At 39.8% G+C, this 17,358-nt stretch carries 18 protein-coding genes; 6 read left to right on the top strand and 12 right to left on the bottom strand.

Features of this window, described 5'->3' with window-relative positions:
• Positions 1-68: 68 nt before the first annotated feature.
• The 5 genes from U5O15_04010 to hflK all read right to left on the bottom strand — a co-directional run bounded on the left by U5O15_04010 (position 69) and on the right by hflK (position 7,028).
• Positions 69-263 carry a hypothetical protein gene (locus U5O15_04010; protein MDZ7859824.1) on the bottom strand — a complete coding sequence of 65 codons (195 nt, stop codon included), beginning with the start codon at positions 261-263 and terminating at the stop codon, positions 69-71.
• Between the two features lie 180 nt (positions 264-443).
• A complete protein-coding gene (thyX, locus tag U5O15_04005) occupies positions 444-1,835 on the bottom strand; it encodes an FAD-dependent thymidylate synthase (GenBank protein ID MDZ7859823.1) in 1,392 nt (463 codons plus the stop codon).
• An 18-nt stretch (positions 1,836-1,853) separates the two neighbouring features.
• Positions 1,854-4,856: a hypothetical protein gene (locus tag U5O15_04000; GenBank protein MDZ7859822.1), complete on the bottom strand. Its 3,003-nt coding sequence runs from the start codon at positions 4,854-4,856 to the stop codon at positions 1,854-1,856.
• Between the two features lie 256 nt (positions 4,857-5,112).
• Positions 5,113-6,054: a protease modulator HflC gene (hflC, locus tag U5O15_03995; GenBank protein ID MDZ7859821.1), complete on the bottom strand. Its 942-nt coding sequence runs from the start codon at positions 6,052-6,054 to the stop codon at positions 5,113-5,115.
• Complete coding sequence (gene hflK, locus U5O15_03990; GenBank protein ID MDZ7859820.1) at positions 6,051-7,028, bottom strand: FtsH protease activity modulator HflK; 978 nt, start codon at positions 7,026-7,028, stop codon at positions 6,051-6,053. The genes hflC and hflK overlap by 4 nt, the downstream gene beginning before the upstream one ends.
• 313 nt (positions 7,029-7,341) lie before the next feature.
• On the opposite strand from hflK, the gene U5O15_03985 reads away from it, so the two are divergent.
• A complete protein-coding gene (locus U5O15_03985) occupies positions 7,342-8,472 on the top strand; it encodes a tetratricopeptide repeat protein (protein MDZ7859819.1) in 1,131 nt (376 codons plus the stop codon).
• Positions 8,473-8,525: 53 nt separating this feature from the next.
• On the opposite strand, the gene U5O15_03980 is transcribed toward U5O15_03985, so the two are convergent.
• Positions 8,526-9,050 (bottom strand): DMT family transporter, encoded by a 525-nt coding sequence (locus U5O15_03980; GenBank protein ID MDZ7859818.1) that lies wholly within the window; start codon positions 9,048-9,050, stop codon positions 8,526-8,528.
• Between the two features lie 58 nt (positions 9,051-9,108).
• Here U5O15_03980 and U5O15_03975 point away from each other — a divergent pair, with 58 nt between their 5' ends.
• The 3 genes from U5O15_03975 (at position 9,109) to U5O15_03965 (ending at position 11,045) form a co-directional block, all read left to right on the top strand.
• Positions 9,109-9,459, top strand: coding sequence for a hypothetical protein (locus U5O15_03975; GenBank protein ID MDZ7859817.1), 351 nt, complete (start codon positions 9,109-9,111; stop codon positions 9,457-9,459).
• A 114-nt stretch (positions 9,460-9,573) separates the two neighbouring features.
• On the top strand, positions 9,574-10,368 hold the full coding sequence (locus tag U5O15_03970; protein ID MDZ7859816.1) for a DUF116 domain-containing protein: 795 nt from the start codon (positions 9,574-9,576) through the stop codon (positions 10,366-10,368).
• 77 nt (positions 10,369-10,445) lie between these two features.
• Positions 10,446-11,045, top strand: a complete 600-nt coding sequence (locus U5O15_03965; protein ID MDZ7859815.1) for a hypothetical protein — start codon at positions 10,446-10,448, stop codon at positions 11,043-11,045.
• 78 nt (positions 11,046-11,123) lie between these two features.
• Here the strand turns inward: U5O15_03965 and U5O15_03960 are convergent, their stop codons facing one another.
• On the bottom strand, positions 11,124-11,486 hold the full coding sequence (locus U5O15_03960; protein ID MDZ7859814.1) for a response regulator: 363 nt from the start codon (positions 11,484-11,486) through the stop codon (positions 11,124-11,126).
• A gap of 286 nt (positions 11,487-11,772) precedes the next feature.
• Between U5O15_03960 and U5O15_03955 the strand changes: the two genes are divergently transcribed.
• Positions 11,773-12,174, top strand: coding sequence for a hypothetical protein (locus tag U5O15_03955; protein MDZ7859813.1), 402 nt, complete (start codon positions 11,773-11,775; stop codon positions 12,172-12,174).
• A gap of 53 nt (positions 12,175-12,227) precedes the next feature.
• On the opposite strand, the gene U5O15_03950 is transcribed toward U5O15_03955, so the two are convergent.
• The 3 genes from U5O15_03950 to U5O15_03940 form a co-directional block, all read right to left on the bottom strand.
• Positions 12,228-13,676 (bottom strand): HD domain-containing protein, encoded by a 1,449-nt coding sequence (locus tag U5O15_03950; protein ID MDZ7859812.1) that lies wholly within the window; start codon positions 13,674-13,676, stop codon positions 12,228-12,230.
• Between the two features lie 147 nt (positions 13,677-13,823).
• Entirely contained in the window at positions 13,824-14,348 is a 525-nt protein-coding gene (locus tag U5O15_03945; protein ID MDZ7859811.1) for a nitroreductase family protein, read from the bottom strand.
• A 34-nt stretch (positions 14,349-14,382) separates the two neighbouring features.
• Entirely contained in the window at positions 14,383-15,012 is a 630-nt protein-coding gene (locus U5O15_03940) for a CDP-alcohol phosphatidyltransferase family protein (protein ID MDZ7859810.1), read from the bottom strand.
• A 137-nt stretch (positions 15,013-15,149) separates the two neighbouring features.
• Here U5O15_03940 and U5O15_03935 point away from each other — a divergent pair, with 137 nt between their 5' ends.
• Complete coding sequence (locus tag U5O15_03935; protein MDZ7859809.1) at positions 15,150-15,785, top strand: TonB family protein; 636 nt, start codon at positions 15,150-15,152, stop codon at positions 15,783-15,785.
• 95 nt (positions 15,786-15,880) lie between these two features.
• Here the strand turns inward: U5O15_03935 and U5O15_03930 are convergent, their stop codons facing one another.
• Positions 15,881-16,549, bottom strand: a complete 669-nt coding sequence (locus tag U5O15_03930; GenBank protein MDZ7859808.1) for a hypothetical protein — start codon at positions 16,547-16,549, stop codon at positions 15,881-15,883.
• Positions 16,550-16,598: 49 nt separating this feature from the next.
• Positions 16,599-17,303 (bottom strand): hypothetical protein, encoded by a 705-nt coding sequence (locus U5O15_03925; GenBank protein ID MDZ7859807.1) that lies wholly within the window; start codon positions 17,301-17,303, stop codon positions 16,599-16,601.
• Positions 17,304-17,358 lie beyond the last annotated feature (55 nt).

Here is a 17,358-nt window from a genome sequence, read left to right as displayed (position 1 = left end):
TCCTTGCACAATAGACATTAAATAAATTACCTGTCAAGCTATTTCCGTATGTGGAGGTTCCCCAATTTTTAACATTCCTTTGTATATCCGGCTATTGGTATTTCAAAACCCTCTCGGAAGACGAGCGGGCATGGATTCTTGATTTCCACAAGGAAATGGGGAAGAGCGAGCCTGAGAGCGGGAGGCGCTATTTCCTCGCAGGGGAAATAGACGGCGTTTTTGACAATACCAATAGCCGGATAGAAACTAAACATCAATTCCACTTATCAATATGGGTAATTACTCGATAGTTATGCCGTTACTAAAATATTGCCCTGATTCTCGGGGAATGTCCTGATTTCTGTGTTGGGCGGACATCCCTTTATTATTTCTGCAAGAGACCGTGAATCTCTCATTATATATATGCCCTGCCCCTCTCAGTAATCCACAGTCACCAGAACTTATCAGTACAGCTTTTTCATCATATCAGAGAAATCGTCTTTGCCGCCTAGAAGCATGCCGCCGGCTTTTAGCCCTCTTTTAGATATTTCGCACATTTTCTCAGACAGTGCTCTGATCTCCCACTGCGCGTGCTTGTCACTCCTCAATCTCGAGAAATTATAGAGCTCTCGCAGGTTTACATCAAAAAGAACCCTTCGTCTGCTGGAGTTGAGAGAAGCGTAATCCGCCGCAAAAGTCATCTTATCTTTTATTCTATCGTAGAGCTCACCGGACATTTCTGCAGCTTTCATGAATTCTTCTGAAGCACCGGATCTCTTAACCGATTCAGGGATCTTTACACCAAGTGATCTGCAATAAGGTTGCGGGGTAACAGTGGCCATCCTATGCCTCTTGAGCTGAGCGAAACACGATGCTGAAACAATAACCTCAAACAACAGATGTACATGCTCGAATTCTCGCCAGACAGAATCATGAGGCTGCATATTTTCCATCGTACTCTTGATAATGAAGGCTTGCTCTTCTTCACTCATGCCCGCAGCCTTTTTTCTGGCTTCTGAGGCTCCAATATCAGTCGAAGAAAAAAGCAGCGCCGCGACAAGAATATTGTCGCAGTCCTTAGTGTCAGAAATCAGCTTGACTTCCTCCAGGCCGCTGCGGGAGAAACCCCTTGAATTTTCCTCAATATTACTTCTGGTTCTGAATTTGTTTGAAAAATAATCGACTGCTTCGGGATAGCGTACCAGAGATGGAGCGATTTTTTTGGCTATATCACATAGCTTTTCAGCAAGTTCATTTAATTCCGAAAGCTTGTGAGAAGCAAGCCTGCTTATCATATATTCAAGTTCTCTGGCGTTTACCGTCATTCCAAGTTGGGTTTTTACGGCAAGCGGCAGCAAGTATCTCGCATCTTCTCTGGCAACATATTTATTTACTCCGTTCCCTAGCATCTTAGAATATAACTGATCATATTTATCAGAAAGGTATACCATAACTTCTTTGAATTGTTCCTCCAGTCCGCAGGCTTTAATCTCTTCAGGAATAAAAATATCCTTTCTAATCTTAATATAGCGTTGAGATTTTTCCGTGAAAGAGGCAAGCCTGAAGCTCTCGAGTTGTTCAACGGCAAGACGGGATATATCCATAATATCGAAATTAAAAACCGCGTGTTCCGCGACAGAAGAGTGTCCGAGTCCAAAAACGATCTTTTCATTTGAAGCCCTTGCTTTCTTGACAGCTTCTCTGGCTTCTCTTCTTAGCAGGTTTATATTTCTCGGGTCCCGGCTTATCCTCGCGTAAGACGCTGAAATAATCTCCGGAGTAAAAGAATCGCTTCTGCCGCTGGCATCATCTATAAGAGTAGAATCAATATTGTACCCCGCGATTTTAACTTCCATAATCTTTAATAACTCCTCCTAGAAACCGTAAGAGATAGAACCGTAAAACTTCCAGGAATTACCCTCGTAAAATGTGACAGTTTCTGTGAATGGATCCTGGTATTTAATATCATCAAACCCATAAGCGGCCTCGAATGAAGCGGCGAGAGGATAATTATAGAAATTAAAGCCCTTTACTCTCAATTCAACGCCCGCGTCAGTTTTGTAATCATCTAAATTCACCTTATCATCGTTCCAAGCTTTACCCGCTTCCGCGAAAACTCCCCCGTAAATAGATCCGAGGTATGTAAAGAAGAATTGTCTGTTAATATTTCTGATCAACGGAAAACGGTATGTAATCCTTCCCATCGCCATCTTTTTTCCGCCAATACTGTAATATGAATATCCTCTGAGTCCGTCTCTGCTTCCAAGGTAAAGGTCAAAAAAATCATCAACATTGTTGTCTACCGCGCCTGTTTTCGCATAGAAAGAAATCGCGCTTTCAAAAAGCGGGACAGGCAAAAATTCTTCATAAGTCAGAATATACCTTCCGAAATTATTATCAGCATAATCAGGCATGAACATATAGTCGAATTCACCCGCGAAGAGTTTATCATAAGCCATTGTAGCTTCAACCAGTAATTTCCTTCCCTTTCTTGGATTAATTTCGGCGTTCACAGCCGGTTTTATATCTGAAAAAGAGAAGAGCAGAGAAATCTCGCTTCCCTTATAATAAGCCCAGCCCATTTCATATGAATACTTTCCCCAGGCATTTATATTCAGTCCGTACTCACCGTAATTATAACGGAGCATAAGTTCATTCCTGTTAAAAAGGGTTGTCTCTGACAACTCATAACTCAATGTAAAAAAGGCATCCCAGAGATCGTACCTGACATCCACATTACCGCCTTCATTGGGATTAAAATAATTGTAATATTTCCTGCTTCTGTATAATTCAAAGCGAAAGGTAGGGAAAAGGCGTCTTGTCCGGAGTTCAAATCCCAGCGCCAGATCGTATTCACCATCTCCATTAATAGAGCCAGAAGCCAGCAGAGACTGCCTGTCAAGAATATCGTTATACTGTAACGTGAGCCCAATTCTGGGTTTCTTCTCATAAATCATAATACGCGGGAATAAATAAAGCTGAGTGTACTCAGTTCCAAAAGTAGATCCGGTATTTTTGTTTGTCTCAATGATATCTAATATATCTTTTCTTCGTTCAGCAAATTTATCACGATCTTTCTTCTCTCTGTCAGATATAAACCTTTTTCTATTGTTTATAAGTGTTGAATCCACGAGGCATTCTCCTCGGTTTATATCAGAAGATTTCCAATCCGTAATCTTACTTATCTTATAGCCTTCCTTCTCATAACTGTGGTATATAATAGCATCTCCCGCCACAGCGGGCGCGAACGCTCCACCAAGAACACTGGTTACAAGTTTATCCGGGCATTCCCCGCCGCTATGATAGTAAATATTAAATATCCCTGTTCTGTCACTCGAATAGAAAAACCCTTCATCCTTCCTGTCCCACACAGGATCCCTCTCATCAGCTAAGCTTTCGACAATTTCTTCCATCCTTCCATTTTCGGGATCGAACAATACTATATCCCTGCTGGCACAGTCGAATCTTGAAGCCAATATCCCATTCTTGCCCCATGACAGATCGTAGTACTGCACACCTGCAGCTGCGGGAAATAATTCTCTGGCTTCTCCTTTTTCAACATCGAAAACCCCTATATTCTCTGAGCAATCCGAGGTCAGGACGGCAGCTATATATTTATCATCCGGAGACCATTCCGGATCTGTTGTTCTTAATGATTTTGTAACTCTTGTTTCGCTGGATGTTTCTATATTGTAAATAAAAAGATCATTATACTCATAACCCTTATCATTATCTGATGTCATCTTTGAATAAGATAGTCGTTTACCGCTACCTGACATGGAAAATCTGGATGTAACTCCCTCTGTTATCACAGAAATATCACCTGACTGATCCATATGTACAAGATCCAAGCTTGAATAATCACGCCCCATGTTGGAAAGAAAATATACACCGCCGTTATTATCCGAGACTGGATACATATTAAGAAATCCTTCGCCGGCTATTTGCTCTCCTTCGCTTCCGGTTCTATCAATTTCATTTTTTACGTTTGTGTACTTCTTTATAATATCTCTCTCCCACATTTCGTATAGCTTATCCTCCGATATTCCAAGCACACTTCTACACGCTCCGTCAAATGTCATTCTGTAAATTCGGGACTGCTCTTCTGTTAATTCGTGAATTTTCCCTCTTCCGTATTTCCCGGCGATAAAATTGACGAGCGAGAATCCCTGATTGTAAAGTAATTCGGAATTAAGAGAATTCTTTCCGAAGACTCCCATTTCATCGATAGTTAGAAGCTGGTCATTAAGAGCTGCTACCCTTAAAATCATATCCCTGTGAGAATCCCAGATATCATTACGGGCAAGAGTAACTTGAGACTGAGCGACCCCCTCGGCGAACCAATTTGGCAAAACTTCACCGGCAAATGGAAGATTAATGAATAAATTCGGATATCCGGTAATAACATCCGGCCTCTTTTCATTCTCAAAATTAACGACCTGGAAATATACGGAAGGGACGCTTCTGGGCATTTTCATACTCTTCTGAATCGATACCATGTGTGTAAATTCATGCGTAGTAACATTTCTGAGCCAGTTTGCCGTTCCCCTCAAAGTAAACTCAAACTCTGAAACATCTATACTTATCCTATTCTGATAATAATAGGCCGCCCCTCCGGGTCTGTCAGATATGTCTTTCAGATTAATATGAACTTTGTCGATTTTATAATCATAATAATCAGTAATTGGGTCGTAAATCTCTTCCGCTATCAATGCCACTCTGGCGGCGCTTTGTTCTTCTCCCTTATGGTAATGTATTTCGAAATGCTCTGTTTCGATCGTATACCAGTCAAGATCAGAACTGTCCGAGGCATAGAGAAAAGCGCTTGGCAAGAAAGAAACGATCAGGAAAACAGATATTAAATATTGTATCTTCATACAGAACCTCTTATTCGTTTTTCGCATCCATTCTCCCATTTTCAGGTCTCTTTCATATTAACGGCTATTATAATCTATAAAAAACAGACCTATATTGCGATAAATATTTGTTTAAATTCTTTGCGCGGCGGGTAAAAAATTATATCCCATAAATCAGAGACCCTCTACAATATTGATATACACCGACTGCCTTACGCGACGGTGTATATCAATATCAAACGGATAGACTGAAAAAGTTCTTTATTTAAAACAAATTTTATCTCACTCTGCTCTTCTTCAGGTATTTGTAGATGTCACTATTAGTTGTAAGAATAGCCCTGGAATTCTCACCTATGGTGTTTCTGTAAATTTCAAGTGTTTTGAGAAAAGAATAGAATTCAGGGTTCTTACCGTAAGATTCGGCATAAATCTTTGTAGCCTCGGCGTCCGCTTTACCCTTGATATCTTGAGCTTCCTTATAGGCTTCCGACTGAATACGTTGTAATTCCCTTTCTCGTTGTCCGTCAATAGAGGCTTTTTCACCCTTACCCTCTGAACGGTACATGGCGGCTATCTTCTGCCTTTCGGAAATCATCCTTTCATATACTTTCTGACGCACTTCCTGAACATAATTAAGCCTCTTGATCTGAACATCGATCAATTCAATACCATATTGAGGAACAAGTTCGGATGCCTTCTCCATCATCATCACTTTGAGGCTGTCTCTTCCGAGAGATACCCTCTCCAACTTACTGGTCTGAGCTATCAAGTTTTCTTCCTGTCTATCTAACACTTTGTTAGAATTCCTTACAATTTCAAATAAATTATGGGCTGAAACTACATCCCTCGCAGCTGAATCGATTATATCGTCAAGCCTGGATTGCACACCCCTTTCATTCCCCACAGACTGATAGAACTTTAACGGATCGACAATCTTCCATCTGGCTGTTGTATTAAGCCGAATATACTTTTTGTCTGATGTTGGAATCTGGTTTTCGTCACCATCCCAAATCAAAATCCTCTTCTCAAACCTGTGGAACTTCTGAATAAACGGTGTCTTCATGTGCAATCCGGATTCAGTGATCGCTCCTCCTACCGGGTCACCGAACTGTGTAATAATACCTTGTTCAAATTCATTTACCGTGTAAAGCGTGCTGTTGAGGATGATGAGAACAACTATGGCTGCTATGACTGTTAAAATAATTGTATTCTTTTTCATCGCCCTTCACCTCCTTTGATATTTCCTCCCAGATCTAGATGGGGCAAGATTCCTTCCTGTTCTTCATCGATAATAAATATCTGTTCAACTTTGGGAAGAACTTCGTTCATCGCCTCAAGATAAAGACGGCGTCTTGTAACACTGGGCGCTTTCCTGTATTCACGATAAACATTGTTGAAAAGAGCGACATCCCCTTTGGCCCTGTTTACTCTTTTAAGAGCATACCCCTTGGCTTCTGAGATGAGCTGCTCTGCTTCTCCCTTCGCTCGAGGTATCCTGTTGTTATATGACTCCCAGCCTTGATTGATCATTTTCGATTTATCCTGTTTGGCGCTGTTCACATCGTTGAAAGCCGGTCTTACAGGTTCAGGGGGGTTGACATCCTGAAACTTGACAGTGACGATATGAATTCCCGCTTCAAAATAATCCAGCAGACCCTGAAGTTCATCCTGTACTTCCTGGGCTATCTCAACTCTTTCCTTTGTAAGCACCCCGGTTACAGTTCTGTCGCCCACCACTTTTCTGGTAACAGCTTCTGACATCGTTCTCAATGTCTCTTCTGTATCCTTGATCTTAAAAATGTAATTGTAAGCATCCTCAATCCTGTATTGAACGATCCATTCAACTTCAGCGACATTTAGATCTCCTGTAAGCATAATAGATTCGTCCGTATAAGTCCTTGAACTGTATCTCGTACGAACGGATGCCTGAAGAGTTCTGAACCCAAACTCCTGTTTGAAAACTTTTTTTACCTTAATTTTCGTTACTGACTCAACACCGAGAGGAATTTTAATATGAAGCCCCGGTTGTGTTTGGCGAACAAATTTTCCGAATCTCATTACAACCCCGGTTTCATCAGCGTCTATAGAATAAAACCCGGACGCAACAAGAATAATCACTATAACAGCTGCGATAATATTTCTTATCTTTCCGCCAGACCAGGAGTATTCTTTGTCGCCTACCTGAACCTTCATTCCAATCACCTTCTTTCCATTAACTTAATCAAAAACAAATTGAATTGAGAAAACTAACTTTTCATGACAATATGTTTGCTGCCGTCAACAAAGCATATTCTAACTGGATATTCAATCATGAATATTCAGGTTAAGCCACAATCTTGATTGAAGTCAACAGAAAACTTGACCTACTCTAAATATCAAAGCCGATAAGGGATTCCCTCCAATAATCAGAAATTATTTAAAGAATGGATATAAGAATAATTGAGTGCATTCCCAATTGTTTTTGTTTATAATCAGAAAAGAGGTGAATATTTAAAAGGGGGTTATGATGAAATCCGCGTTACGATTTTCAATCCATTTATTAATCATCGCGATCTTTTTTTCATGTTCGGACAAAGCTGTTAATTATTACAATCAAGGCGTAAACGCGGCGGCTGATAATAAAATGGAAAAAGCGATTTTTCTATGGAATAAATCCCTGAAGTATCGAAAGAACGACCCGGATATATATTTCAACCTCGGAAACGCGTACCTCGCGACTCATAATTTTATAGAAGCCGAAAAGAACTTTCGAAAGACACTCGATTTGGACAGGAATGATCATATATCACATTATAAACTCGGACTTTCACTCCAAAGCCAGAATAAGTGCATAGAGGCAAAAGCCAGCTACAAATTCAGCATTAGATTAAAAACCAATTATTTGCCGCCGTATCTCGGCATTGCAGAATGTGCTCTCTCCAATAACAATATAAATACAGCGGAAAAATACGCTTCTCTTGCCTTGGGACTTTCCCCCGGTAATATAAAAGCAAATATCCTTTTTGCCGACGTTCTATTTCGCGAAGGCCAATATGAACAGGCATACATGCAAATAATACAATTTCGCAACAGCGACAATATCGATTTACTCACTTTACTTGGAAAAATCATGTATAAAAGACAGATGTATAGGGAAGCCATAGAAACACTTTCTGAAGCAAGATACATTGGAGAAACAAACTCTGAAATGTTTCTTTACCTTGGAAAATCAGCCCTAAAACTGAAACGTTATAATGACGCGAAAAACTATTTCAACCTGTCTATCTTTAAAGATAAGAAGGAAAGCTCTGCCTGGGCGGGGATGGGAGAAGTTTACGGAGCAATGTCTAGGTGGGCTGAAGCGATAAAGGCATATTCTAAAGCCCAAAATTTAGCTCCAGACAACAATGAGATCTTAGGCAATTTCGGAATCTTACTTTTGAAAAGCGGCAGAAACGAGAAAGCCCTTAAAAAATTTGAAGTCGCCGTGAGTAGAATGGATAGTCCGGGCAGATTTCTTTATTATCTTGGCCGAGCTTACATGAAAACCGGCAACAATAAGCTTGCGGAGAAAACATTCAATAAGTTTATTGAGAATTGGGATGGTGATGAAAAATATATTATTATGGCTAAGGATTTAATCAATGAACTGAAATAAACTTTCCGCCTGATATTCTATTATCTTATTGATCAACTAGTTTCTCTGCCGAATTAAGATTCAGATTTAATATCTGAAGCCTCCGGCCTTATAGGGTTATTGAGAAGAATAATCGATATGCCGGTCAGTATTACAAGGCTGCCGAGGACCGTCATTATAGAAGGTATATCCCCGAGAATCAAGAATGCCAGAAGAGCTGCCCCCACAGGCTCGCCGATAATTGCCATTGTGGCCATAGACGCTTTTAACCTCTTTAAAGCCCAATTGAATGAAGAATGTCCTACTATCTGACAAATTACCGCCATCAATAAACAATAGAAATAAGTCTCAGGGGAATATCCGCTCAGTGAATTTCCTGAAAGGGGTAACGTAATTGTAAGAAATGCAGCAGCTGTTATATAAACTGGAATTATATAGGCAAGAAGAGACATTTTCTTTCTCAAAATGCTCCCCACAATAAAATATCCGGCGATCGATATCGCGCCTGATATAGCCAGCATGTCACCCTTCAACATTTCAATACTGCCTATTATATCGTTCCCGCCAAGTACAAGGCAACCTGCCAGAGCCAAGATCAAACCGACCCAAAAACTCCTGCTAATTACATCCTTGAAAACAAAAGACGAAAAAAGTGTAATGAATATAGGTGAAGTTGTAACTAGAACAACGCTATTAGTTATACCCGTAAAATATAGAGAAGTTATCCACAAAAGGAAATGCAGGGAAAGGAAAAAGCCGGACAATAATAATAATAAAATATCCTTAGAGGAGAATTTCCTGAATTCAGCCCTTAAACTGCTCGAGAAAAATATGCACGGAATAAGTATAACAGATGAAAATAAGAGCCTTAAAGAGGCAATTACGGAAGATGGAGCGTCAGCCAGCTTTACAAATGTGGCCGCGAAGGAAATTGAAATAATCCCGATCAGCAGAACAAATTTTGTCCTTATATTTTCCTTTCGCAAAATAACCTCGACTCTTTCTTAAGCTTAAAAGACCGCAGTATGATTATTATTGAATATTAAACTCTCTTCATGTAAATTCAAAGATGTATTCGATAAAAGTATAAATGAACTTTCATTCTCTTAGTTAATTGCCAAAATGCCTGATAAAGATAAATCAAAAGCTGCCCCTGATAAAAAAAAACGAATGCTCGGAGATGAATGGATTAACTGGCAGGGCGAAATTCTAGAAACAGAAATTAAAGAGAGCAGGAAGACCTTTCTACTTTTATCACTGGCAGTGCTTTTCGGTTTGATAATTCTGGGTCTCCTTTTTCTTTACCTCACACTGCCCCGATTTGAACTCTTTGGCAAACTCTGGGTAACTATCCTTATAATATCGATATTAGCAGCTGGGGCAGCGCTTTTCTTATGGTATATCTTCTTGTTATTGAATATTTTCCTCAAAAGATTTTACGTAAAGGCTTGCCTTGATAATAGTAAACTCTTTTTCTTCCTTCTTCCTTATGTTTCTAAACTTGCGGCTCTTTTCGGTATATCGAGAGACAGAATAAGCCATTCCTTCATCCTGGTAAATAACAGTCTCGTTAACCTTCCGCGAAAAGAAGGCCCGGTTCTCGCTCTGCTGCCGAGGTGTCTGCAAAAAGATCTGCTGAAAGAGATCAAGAGAATATGCGGGAAATTCCAGGATGTAGTTTATCAAATTGCTCCCGGAGGAAACATTGCCAGGAAGCAGGTCGCGGATACATCTCCCAGGGCAATTGTCGCTGTAGCTTGTGAAAGAGACTTGCTATCAGGAATTCGGGAAATAGCTCCGAAAATTCCGGTTATAGGCATACCAAACAAACGTCCTGAAGGCCCATGCAAAAACACTGTTATAGACACTGAAGAATTTGAATCCGCCCTTGATTTCTTCCAAAACCACAAATCATAGAAATAATGGCACAATTATTGTTATAAATGTTTAATGCGCCTATATCGTAATCTCATGTTAATGAAGGGAAAACTGCCATGACTGGATATCAAAGCTCAAAATCAGACAAAGAATTTGCGGATGAAACTGTGGGGGAACTTAAAAAGAGAGTGCTTCTCTTGATTACATCAAGTACTGTCGTTGTTGCCGTGGCTTTCGGGGTTTCCTTTTATTTCGCTTTTATAGCAACAGGATCCGCAATGGCAAGGCAGGTGCCCGAACTTTTACCAATCGTTTCAAAACTCAAAAACCTTCTTCTCTTCAATACCTTCGGTGTGATAGGAATTATTCTCCTTTCTCTCTACATTTTTAATCGTATTACAATGGCAAGGTTCTTCAATACCCTGATTCTAATTCGGAGAAAGATGACAGAAATTGCCGACGGCCCTCTCCCAAGTAAAAGTGATTTGAACACGAAAGGCCCTTTCAGGGGAACTGAATCTTCCTTCAGATCTATGCTGTCGAAGATAGAAGAGAGGGAATCAGGAGAACTGGAGAAGCTTGAAGAGATAAACGGATACCTTGAGTCTAAAGATTATATTAATCTTGAAACTTCTATAAATAATTTAATCAACCGTAAAAGAAATTACCTCAGAGGAAAAAAGGAAGTTAAAAGAAAACAAGGCGGGGCCAGCTAGAATAAATCAGACAGGACATTACTGCAACCCTAATAAAATATCCAGTTAACAGATAGCTCCAGCGGAATTAATTCCATATTAATGGATAAGGTCATCTATAACTTTTAAAAGCTCTTGAGTATTAAAAGGTTTTTTCATTAACGCGTCAGCCATAATCTTCTCTTCAATATTCTCACTCTCAAAATTCCTCGCAGATAGTATGATCACTGGGATTTCCTTAAGCTCTTCGTTCTCCTTTACCTTATTGCATACCTTGTAGCCATCAATACCGGGAAGCATAAGATCAAGTATGATAATATCCGGCCTCTCCGATTCTATTTTGTCAACGGCTTCCCTGCCGTCAAAAGCAGATATTACATTGTATCCTTCATGCTCGAGAGTAAAACGCAGAATTTTCACCAGATGAACTTCATCATCAACGATTAAAACAGTACTTTTCACGGTTTGCTCCAATAAACACTCTATAATAACTTAAGTTAAAAGATAGCCTGTTTTATTTATCTACACCCCGCCTTATTATCTCACTTTAAATAAACCCTTAAAAAGTTATATTAAATCAATCCTCATTTTTATTCAATTGATATTTAATTCATTGTAGTTTCCCCAATTTCATACACCCTCGACAAAACCACCTGTTTTATGGTATAATAAAAGTGCATAAACTACTAAACGTATATGCACTGAACCTAAATCAACTTGCTACTACACCTATGACAGGAGAAACAGCATGAATCTGCGCTATGTTAAATTCTTGGTTTCGGTATTTCTAATTGTGAGTATGGGGACTCTGCTCAGCCCCCCCGCCTTTTCCAGCCCCTATATGGTAAATAAATCGGTTACTCCGATGGAAAATGGTAATTTTTTAGTAAAAATTAACATAACTTCTTACGGTGATGATATTTACGGAGTTAAAATAATCGATGCCGATGAATCTATACAAGACGTATACGCGCCTATGGGCTGGTGCGTTGCCACCGACGGCGCTAGTTATATTGCCAGAACATCAGGCAGCCCGGTTCATAAATCAAAATCGATTGAATTGATCATCCATACAACCCTTGAAGATATTGCGTTCACCTGCTCTATCTTCGGCCGGATAGAACAGATAGGATTACCGAATAAGATATAGAAAATAATTTGTTCGACAACTCCGCACATCGAAAAATCTTTTAGCCTTTTATATTAAGGCTGATATGATTTTTTCCCATGTGTGTATTTACCTATATCTATATCCCTGAAAGGGGTATCTAAGACATTCTTTATCGATCGGGAGTATTTTCCCGTGTTCGGGTTTTTTTCGTTTAAATCGATTAAAGTATTTTTACTTACTTCAAATCCGTTTGAATCCCTAATAACTCGAACGCTCGGGAAATTACCGGTACCGTCATCTGTATCTACAATAACCGCCGTCTCATCATTATCAAGTTGGACTAGTTTTCCAATCGGCAAATTTCCAAGTACAGTCATAAATAGATCCATAAAATGAGGATGGAACTGTTCTCCCCGCATATTCTGCATGGATCTAACTGCCTCGAAGGGATTCAATTGTTTTCTATAGGGCCTTTTAGTGGTTAGCGCGTCATATGTATCAGCTATTTGCACTATGAAAGAAGCATCCAGTAGTTTCCGATTTTTCCCTACATTTGGATAACCGCTCATATTGTAGCCGATGTGATGTTCATAAGCCACCCTCTGAACATACGAACAACCGCCTTCTTCTCTTAATATTTTGGCTCCTTCAGCCGGATGCCTCTTCACATACAGCCACTCTGTAGGCGTCAATCCTCCGGGTTTGTGAAGAATATCTCTTGGGATACACAGCTTCCCTACATCGTGCAGCAAACCGGCGAGTCCTATAGTGCTGATCACATCTTCAGAATACCCTGCCCGCGAAGCAATCGCTGCTGAAATAACAGCTACATTCACAGAATGATTAAATGTGTAAGTATCGAAGGATTTAAGAGATTTAAGTAGAAGAATAGCATAATAATCTTTGTCGAACTCGCTTATAAGTTCCAATACTTTCTTTCCTGCTACCCTTCTCTGGGATGATTCCAATTTATTCAATTTAGTTAGAACTTCTCCTATCTTACCCTTTACCTCAACTCCCGTATTACAGTCATCCGCATCCATCTTTCCAAAATAGGCGTATGATACAGTTTTATCAGGCACAATGACTCTCTTCTTATTTATGTTTCTTATTTTAATATTGCGTATGGCCCTCCATTTACTGCCTAAATCCGCGTATTTATCTCTTTCCACAGCCGCTAGACAGATTTCCAAGAACGCCTTTATCTCTCCTTTCTCTATATCAGCTTTGATCTCAATCTCACGGATCGACATCTTTTCAATCGCTTCTCTGAATAAATTGATCCCTTTACAATATCTTTTCTCAACATCAATTCTGAAATTCATATAGTATATTGAACCACCTATAACTCTGAATACTATATTGGGACTTCTTCCAATAATGGCTTGTAAATTCAGATGCATCTTTCTGTATAGTTTCTGGGTGAAATCATGACCGGGCGGATATAATCTGACCTGAAAAAGAAGATCTGATATTCCAAACACAAACTGTTCGAGCTTGCGTAAACCTTCGGGAACCGATTTAACAGATTTATCAATCATTTGAATCTTTCGTTTTACTTGATTTTACAGTAGTTATTCAGAATAGGTGCAAAAAAAATACCAATTAGATTACATAACAGAACAAACGGTCATTTGACAATCTCATTTTGATCAGATATTCATATATGGTGAATAGCTGGATTTAAGTTATTCATCCTGCCACTTATCATACATCACAATTTCATCCAGGCTTTTTCTGGAGTTAAAGCTTTTTTCGCAATCAGGATATCCAAGAGGTGTAAGCGCGACAATTTTTACTTCTTCAGGTATATCAAGCAAGTCTCTTACATCTTCCTCTATAAAAGCCCCTATCCAGCATGTTCCGAGACCCTCAACTTCAGCGGCAAGCATTAAGTGTTCTAAGGATATGCCGATATCGACAGGCAGACTGTTCCAGTAGCCTCCCATCTTATTATAAGCTTTGCTTTCATAACCGCAGGCTACGACTGTTACGGGAGCTTCGTATATGAACCTTTGGCCTTTGCAGGCTTCAACAAGTTTCTTTCTAGCCTCATCATCTCTTACAATTATAAACCTCCAGGGCTGACCGTTCTTGCCCGATGGAGCGAGCCTGGCGGCTTCGAGTATTCTCTTTAGAATTTCATCCGATACCGGATCCGATTTGTACTTTCTTGTGCTTACCCTGTTTTTCACAGTTTCATAAAAATCCAAAATATAACCTCCCGCTAGCTATTAGATCTAACTTTCAGACCTTGCTCTCTCCTAAACCAAGAATCCATTGATATATCCTTTCAGTCAACGATTTTTTCTTACCGTCCGGACAGCTGGGAAGAATATACCGGAAACCTGAATCAACTGTAACAAAAAGTGTAATCAACATTGCAATAAATATCACTTTACTGTGACTTGAAGGATCCGCTCCAATAACAAAAATGCAAAACAACATCGCGTCGCCCACAATGGACTGCACAGTTGTTTTAATTTTACCAAAGATGTTGGCTTTTATGAATCTTCCGTATCTTTTTCTTATTATTCTTCGGTAAGCAGTAATAGTCAGCTCTCTAAGTAGAATTATAGAAACGAAAAGTGAAAACCACAGCCAGCGAAGCTCCAGGGCAATAAAAATAAATATTACAGATATCAAAACCTTATCAGCGAAGGGGTCCAGATGAGCGCCAAGCTTTGATTTTTGATGAAATTTCCTCGCGTACCATCCATCAAAGTAATCAAGAATACCGGCTCCTATACACATTAAAGCAGCAATCCCCTCTTCCCTTTCCATAATAAATAAAACAGCGGCAAAAAGAGCTGCCATTATCCTTAAAACTGTAAGAAAGTTCGGGACCGTAAAATCACCGCGCGAAATACCTGCCATACATCCATTCCTTAACTAAGCAACATTGCGGACTTTCAGTTGAAAGTATATATTATCCTTGATTACAATTACAATGATATCTCTACTTTATTATATTATACAATACAGCAATGACTGAAAAAAAGCGATATAAATTCATGAGACCGAGAAGAAGGTTTAAAAGCTGGCTGATTATTCTTCTTACTGTAATAATCGCTCACGTCCTCTTTATTACTTTTTTTCAGCCTGAATATCTTGAGGTATTTGAAAGAAAAAATATAGGGAAATCAAGTAGAGGAGCTTCTTCTTCAAAAAGATACTTCGAAGAAGATCGTTTTGTAGTCGTCAATACATATCATAATGAAGAGGCTAACCCCGATAAAAAACCTATAGTTAAGATCGACAAGAAGAAATCTGAAAAGACTCCCGCTTTTGACTATAATATTCCTCCTATTGATTTTTCGCTGAATAATGCTGTAAAGGGAAATAAAGGGGATGAGCCCGGCAGTGGTAAGGAGACTAATCCCAGAATTAAACCAAGCCCTATCCTTATTCCCTGGCCTGAATATCCTGAAGGTGTAGATAAAGATTTCAACGGACAGGTAATACTCAATCTCTATGTCAGTAAAGAGGGTAAAGTAATGGAAGTAGAATTATTGGAGGGATTATCTACTGAGGGCTTTAACAGGAAAGCTGTTCAGGCCGCGAGAAAGATGCGTTTTACGCCCGGTTTAGTCAACGGTCAACCTGAGGCAATGTGGCTTAAGATAACAATCAAATTCCAACCCAGGTAGTATCCAGCTGATTGAAAGAAAAGAACACAAGATTCATTCAATCGACATGAGCGATCGGTTTAATTTAATGGCTGATAAAAGAAATATATATCAACCTATCTGTTCATTGATTTCACAGCACCCCAGGTTATTTCCTCGGTGCCGATTGAGCAATCAATCAAATAAAGAGCTCCGTTACCCCAGACAAAATCATCAGCGAAATTCGCGGGATCTGAATTACTGAAAGAACCGTTGTAGGCGCCGTCTCCGCAATATTTTGAGAAATACCCAGTTCCATATTTCATGACCATCATAGTTCCGGAGAAGCTTCCACTTTGTCTGTCTTCTATATCAAGAACTCCATCCAGATCACAATCACTCATTACCACTGACAATACAAGTGTGCCGTACAGGCTTCCGTTTGAGGTATTTATCTCCCAATGAGGTTTTTCGGGAAGGTTAGTTCCATTAAAAACAGCCTCCCATCCTGTCCCGGTGTATTCGAAATAATTATCAAAGATATAATTCCATCTTGTTTCATAATCGGTAGTATCCGGCCATTGTGAATCATCTATCTCCACCATCCATGTACCGCCTGATAATTCGGCAGAACCGCCGGTTATATCACCTGAGTATACTGGAGGTGACATGGTGACCATATTCCCAATTCCTTCAAATCCAAATACTAGATCAAGTGAATCCGGCCAGGCCTGGGCCGAAAGTCCCGCCGGCAATAGAGTAGCCGCAAAGAGCAGGCATGTAATTATTATTATATTTGTCTTCATCAGATTTTACTCCCCTCTAAAAAATAAAACATAGAATCATAAACCATAATTATTCCTTGTACAGTGACTTTATAGCCCCCCAGGAGGATTCCTCCGTCGGAGTAGAACAACCCTCATCTGTCATAGTCATCATCCCTGTAGCCCATGAAGGAGAAGGAACGTACAATTCTTCTTCCATTGTTAATTGATCTGTAACGTTCAACTGTCCGGAAAAACTTCCATCGCCGCAGAAACCCGAATAACTTCCGGCACCGAAATTGATCCACGCGATTAGAGTACCCGAACAAACCTTATTCTGATATTCACTGTCTTCCATAATTCCATTCGCGTTTAAATCCTGAACAGTAACTATAAATCTCCCGCTTGTACCTCCTATTATATCTCCATTGTCCAGCATAAAACGCCATTCAATCCACGAATCACCGAGATCGGTATTAGGGAAAAAGGCGTCCCAGCATTCAGCTCCTTCTGTATCATCGTACGTAAAATAATTGCTGAAAATGTAATCCCATCTTTCATTTTCAGGTGTTCCCGGATCATCAGCCGGCCAACCTGAATCATCAATCTCTAACCAGAATGTGCCTGGTGAAAGAGTTCCAGCTGTGAGGTCTCCACTCCAGGTAGGATTATCGTCCATAAAGGAACCGTACCCTTCCAGAGCAAAGCTATCATGAATAGTAGTAGTCTGGGCATTTGGCGCCGCAAATAATATAAGTAAAGCTAAGCCCAGTATGAATTGTCTTTTCATTATCATTTCCCCCCTCCTTACAGTTATAATCATAGTACTGGTTTATTAACGCGTATTATAC

The organism is Candidatus Krumholzibacteriota bacterium (assembly GCA_034520215.1).
Lineage (GTDB): Bacteria > Krumholzibacteriota > Krumholzibacteriia > Krumholzibacteriales > WJIX01 > JAGHBT01.
Note: the sequence above shows the minus strand (reverse complement) of the source record. Positions and strands in the feature narration are given on the sequence as shown.